A 4513-nucleotide genomic window follows, 5' to 3' on the forward strand; every position below is an offset into this window, starting at 1 on the left:
AATCAGGACGTGAATGCGATGCTCGCGGACTATTGCACCAGCTACTACGGTCCCGCCGCGGAGGCGATGAAGGCCTTCATCACCCACGCCGAGGCGAACTGGATGCACATGAGCACTGATGCGGCCAAAATCGGCGAGTCGTTCGATCTGCTCGCCAAAGCCAGAGCCGCCGCCGATTCTGCGAGCCTTCCAGGTCGTCGCATTCAGCAGATCGCCGACACCATGAAGCCACTGGAAGCCCTGCGCGTGCAGCTCAGCCGCAAGCGCGAGACCGATCTCGACTACCGCGCACTCGAAACCGTCAACACCGGAGCCAAACCGCTCGGCAGCAAGCCGCTCGATGGCCAGGTGGACAAAGGGTATTGGAGCACCGTGCGCATCGCGCCGCTCATCAAGCTGCGTCCGCAGGACCCCCAGCCGAAGTGCAACAGCAGCTTCCAGATCCAACGCGAGGGCAGCACCCTGCACATCGGGATCGTCTGCCTGGAGCCGGACATGAACGGCCTGCAAAGCAGCACGACGAAGAACGACGATCCCAAGCTGCTGGAAGGCGATCACATCACGCTCCTCATCGAGACACCCTCGCGCAGCTACTACGAGATCTCCATCAACCCCGCCGGAGCCGTCTATGACCTCGACCACGCTCCCGGCGGCAAAGGCGCGGCCTGGACTAGCGGTGCCCAGCTCGCTGTGCATCGCGGCGCGGACCGCTGGAGCATCGAGATGCGACTCCCCATCGTCGGCGCGGAGGCCTTCACCCTCGATCCCACCAAGGGCATCGACGGTGCCCAGCCCAAAGACCTCTTCCCCTGGCACTTCAACCTCGGCCGCAGCCGCGTCCGCGATGGCAAAGCCGAGCGCACCGCCTTCTCTCCCACCGGCAAGGATGACTTCCACGTCACCGAGAAGTTCGCGAAACTGTGGGGACGGTGAGTGGCAGGCCTTCGCATCACGGCAGATCGACAGCTCGAATCATTCCTCTCCTTGCGTGCGTATTGGTTGGCTCGCTCATTTATGAAACGCTCGATTCTTGCCCTCACTCTCTGCTTCCTCACCGCCGCGCAGGCGGACGTCACGCTGCCCGCAACGTTTTCGGACCACATGATCCTCCAGGCCGATGCGGCAGTGCCGGTTTGGGGCTGGGCTTCACCAGGAGAGGACGTGACCGTCTCCATCGCGGGGCAGACGAAGTCGGTGAAGGCCGATGACAAGGGCGAGTGGCGGGTGAAGCTCGATCCGCTGAAGTCGGGCGAGAGCACCACGATAACGGTGAAGGGCAAAAACACGATCACGATCCAGGACGTGCTCGCGGGTGATGTGTGGCTGTGCTCGGGGCAGTCAAACATGGCGTGGACGGTCGGCAGGCTTCGCTCCTTCAAAGATGAGCAGACCACCGCGAATGCGCCGCAGCTCCGCATGTTTGTGGAATCGTCCGGCGGCGCGGGCGAGAGCAATGTGAAGCCGCGTGGCGAGTGGAAGCTCACGACTCCAGAGAATCTCGCCAACTTCAGTGCCACGGCGTATTTCTTTGGCCGGCATCTGCATCGCGAACTGAAACAGCCCGTCGGCCTGCTCGTGTCCGCCGTGGGCGGCACGCCGATCCAAAACTGGATCAGCCCGAAGTCGCAACGCACGCATCCCGAGATGGCCAAGCCTTTCACGGCGATGGATGTGTCGATGAAAACCTGGACGCCGGAACGCGCGAAGGAGTTGTATGCGCGGCAGCTCGAGGGCTGGCAAAAACTAGCCGATAAGGCCAAGGCGGAGAACAAGCCCTTGCCGCCGAAACCGGCGCCGAGTCCTGATCCGCGCACGCGGGCTCCGGGAAACCTCTTCAACGGCAAAATCGCCCCGCTGGCCGGTTACGCGATCAAGGGCGCGATCTGGTATCAGGGCGAGTCGAACGCCTTCACGGTCGAGGGCGGCAAGTTTTACGCCGAGCAGCTTCCCATGCTCGTCAAAGACTGGCGCGAGCACTGGGCGCAGGGCGATTTTCCCCTCGCGTGGGTGCAACTGCCGAACTTCCACAACGAGCGCTTCCTCGGCTGGTGCGAGGTGCGTGAATCCATGCTCAAGACGCTCGCCGTCCCGCACACCGGCATGGCGATCTGCCTCGATCTCGGCGATCCGAAGGACATTCATCCGCAAAACAAACAGGAGGTCGGCCGCCGCCTCGGCCTGTGGGCGCTGGCGAAGGTTTACGGCCAAAACATCGCGTGGAACGGCCCTTTGCCGAAAACGCCGCAGTTTGCGAACGGGGCTGCGGTTTGCACCTTCGAGCATGCGGAGGGCCTCGAAGCCCGCGCAGGCCAGATCGAAGGCTTCGAACTCGCCGGAGCCGATAAAACCTTCCATCCCGCCATCGCGAAGATCGACGGCGAGAAAGTCATCGTCACCTCGCCGGAGGTGAAAACACCCGTCGCTGTACGCTACGCTTGGAAAGACGATCCGAAGGCGAATCTCGTGAATGTAGCAGGCCTGCCCGCCTCGCCATTTCGCAGTGATGCATGGTGATCGATGCGTTTTGATAGGCAGAGGAGTCCAGTGAAACGAGACACACCTAAATCCAGAACCGGGCTGGAAAAAGATTTGGGGGAAAAGGTTCATTCAGACCATCTTTTACCAGCCATAATTAGCCCTCCAACAGACCTGATGAAACGTCTTCTCGCTCTACTCTTCTTTGTCGCCAACCCCCTGCACGCAGTGGATCTGACTTTGACCTCGCCGCTCGATTACCAAGTCGTGCAGCGGAGCAGTCCGGGTCGAGGGTTGCTGCGCATTGCGGGGGAGTTGTCGGAGGATGTCCCCGCCGATGCAGCCGTTCAGGTGCGGCTGGTGAACAATGACAAGCCAACGACTTGGACGCAGGTCAACTCGGTGAAGGGTCGCAAGGTCATCGCCTCATACGAAGCACCCGCAGGTGGCTGGCTGAAAATGGAAGTGCAGGTCGTGCACGGCGGAAAACAACTCGCGCTCGGCAGCGTGGCGCATGTGGGCATCGGCGAGGTGTTTGTGATCGCGGGGCAGTCGAACTCGGCGAATCACGGCCAGGAAAAGCAGACGACGAAGACACAGCGCGTGGCGTCGTTCGATGGCAAGGCGTGGCGCATCGCGAATGATCCGCAGCCGGGCGCGAGCGGAGGTGGCGGAAGTTTCGTGCCGGCGTTTGCAGATGCGGTGGCGGCAAAGGAAAACGTGCCCGTCGGCATCATCGCGTGTGGCATTGGTGCGACGAGTGTGCGCGAGTGGTTGCCGAAGGGCGCGACGTTTCCGAATCCGCCGACGCTGGTGAGTCGCGTGGAGCAACTGCCGAATGGCCAGTGGGCCAGCAAAGGCGCGGCGTATGAGGCTTTCAGCCCCCCTCACACCCCGTCTCCGCGCGACGTCCAATGCCAACTCGACCCGCCCCACTCAAAAAGCAATTTCCTGGTAGTGAGCAGCAGGGCGGCTAGGAGGATGTGTTTCATGGTTTGTTCGCACTAGTCTGGAGTTGGCTAAAGGGGAGAGATTTCAGCCATTCGGTGAATCGTCCGGCCCACTGAGCGCCTTCACCTTGAACTCCGAGCCGAAACGACCTGTGGCCGCCTTTCTCAATGATCCAAAGTCGGGATTGTGTTCCGACTTTCTCACACGCGCGGGCGATGCCTTCCGCGAACGCAGTGGGTGCCACCGTATCATCCCGCGCGGAGCACAGAAACATCGGCTGCGTTTCGTTCGTGATGGAAAAATCTCCCTCCTTGTTCGTGCCAGGCCACGGACAAAGCAGGCCGACGAACGCCGGACGACAGCTTTCGCGCTCGACCGGGTCCTGCGCTTCCGGCTGGCCGCCATGCTCACCTGTGGCCACGCGCAGGATCAGATGCGCTCCGGCTGACCCACCAAGCATCCCGATTCGGGCGGGATCAACCCCCCACTCCGGTGCGTGATGCCGTGTGAGGCGCATCGCGCGTCGTGCGTCCATCAGCGCTGCGTCGTATCCGCGTGACGGCGGCTGGGTTCGATACTTTACCACGATGAGCGCGATCCCCTGTGAGTTGAAAAACTCCGCGTTGCCCACTGCATCACTGAGGTGCGACACGGAGCGATACGAGCCGCCGGAGCAATACACCACTGCCATGCCGTTGCCCTTCTTGGGCCGATAGACCTTCATGCCCGGCACGCTTACGTTGAAGGTCGTGATGCCGTTTGGGGTTGTTTCAGGCGCGGCGTTGGCGACAAGGCCAGGTGGCGACGTCTCCCACAGCGGGAGCGAAATCGGTTCGGCAGCGTGCAAACCGCCCCAGACGGCGTTGGGCGCGGCCAGTGGCGCGAGCAGCAGGGCGGTGAGGAGAACGGAAATAGATTTCAGCATGGCAAAAGGCGGGCGTTGTGAGGCGATACTCGTTACGCCCGCGATGCTGAGAATCTACCTCCGCCCGTTCAGAATCATCTCGTTCACCTTCTGCCGCAGGGCCTCCATATCGGGATCGACAAAGCCAGACCTCCTCACACCCCGATCCCGCTCCACATCCAG

The 4513-nt window shown here is 62.0% G+C and carries 4 protein-coding genes; 3 read left to right on the top strand and 1 reads right to left on the bottom strand.

Translation table 11 applies throughout. The annotated features are described in order from the left end of the window. The 3 genes from ACIREA_RS27150 to ACIREA_RS27160 form a co-directional block, all read left to right on the top strand. The coding region (locus ACIREA_RS27150; protein ID WP_397385455.1) for a hypothetical protein at window positions 1–933 on the top strand (933 nt) is incomplete at its 5' end. A gap of 81 nt (window positions 934–1014) precedes the next feature. Continuing rightward, entirely contained in the window at window positions 1015–2514 is a 1500-nt protein-coding gene (locus ACIREA_RS27155; protein ID WP_397385456.1) for a sialate O-acetylesterase, read from the top strand. Window positions 2515–2652: 138 nt separating this feature from the next. After that, a complete protein-coding gene (locus ACIREA_RS27160; protein WP_397385457.1) occupies window positions 2653–3483 on the top strand; it encodes a sialate O-acetylesterase in 831 nt (276 codons plus the stop codon). Here the strand turns inward: ACIREA_RS27160 and ACIREA_RS27165 are convergent. Next, window positions 3464–4351 (bottom strand): alpha/beta hydrolase, encoded by an 888-nt coding sequence (locus ACIREA_RS27165; protein WP_397385458.1) that lies wholly within the window; start codon window positions 4349–4351, stop codon window positions 3464–3466. The genes ACIREA_RS27160 and ACIREA_RS27165 overlap by 20 nt on opposite strands. Window positions 4352–4513: the final 162 nt, after the last annotated feature.

Source organism: Prosthecobacter sp., from assembly GCF_044373815.1.
Lineage (GTDB): Bacteria > Verrucomicrobiota > Verrucomicrobiia > Verrucomicrobiales > Verrucomicrobiaceae > Prosthecobacter.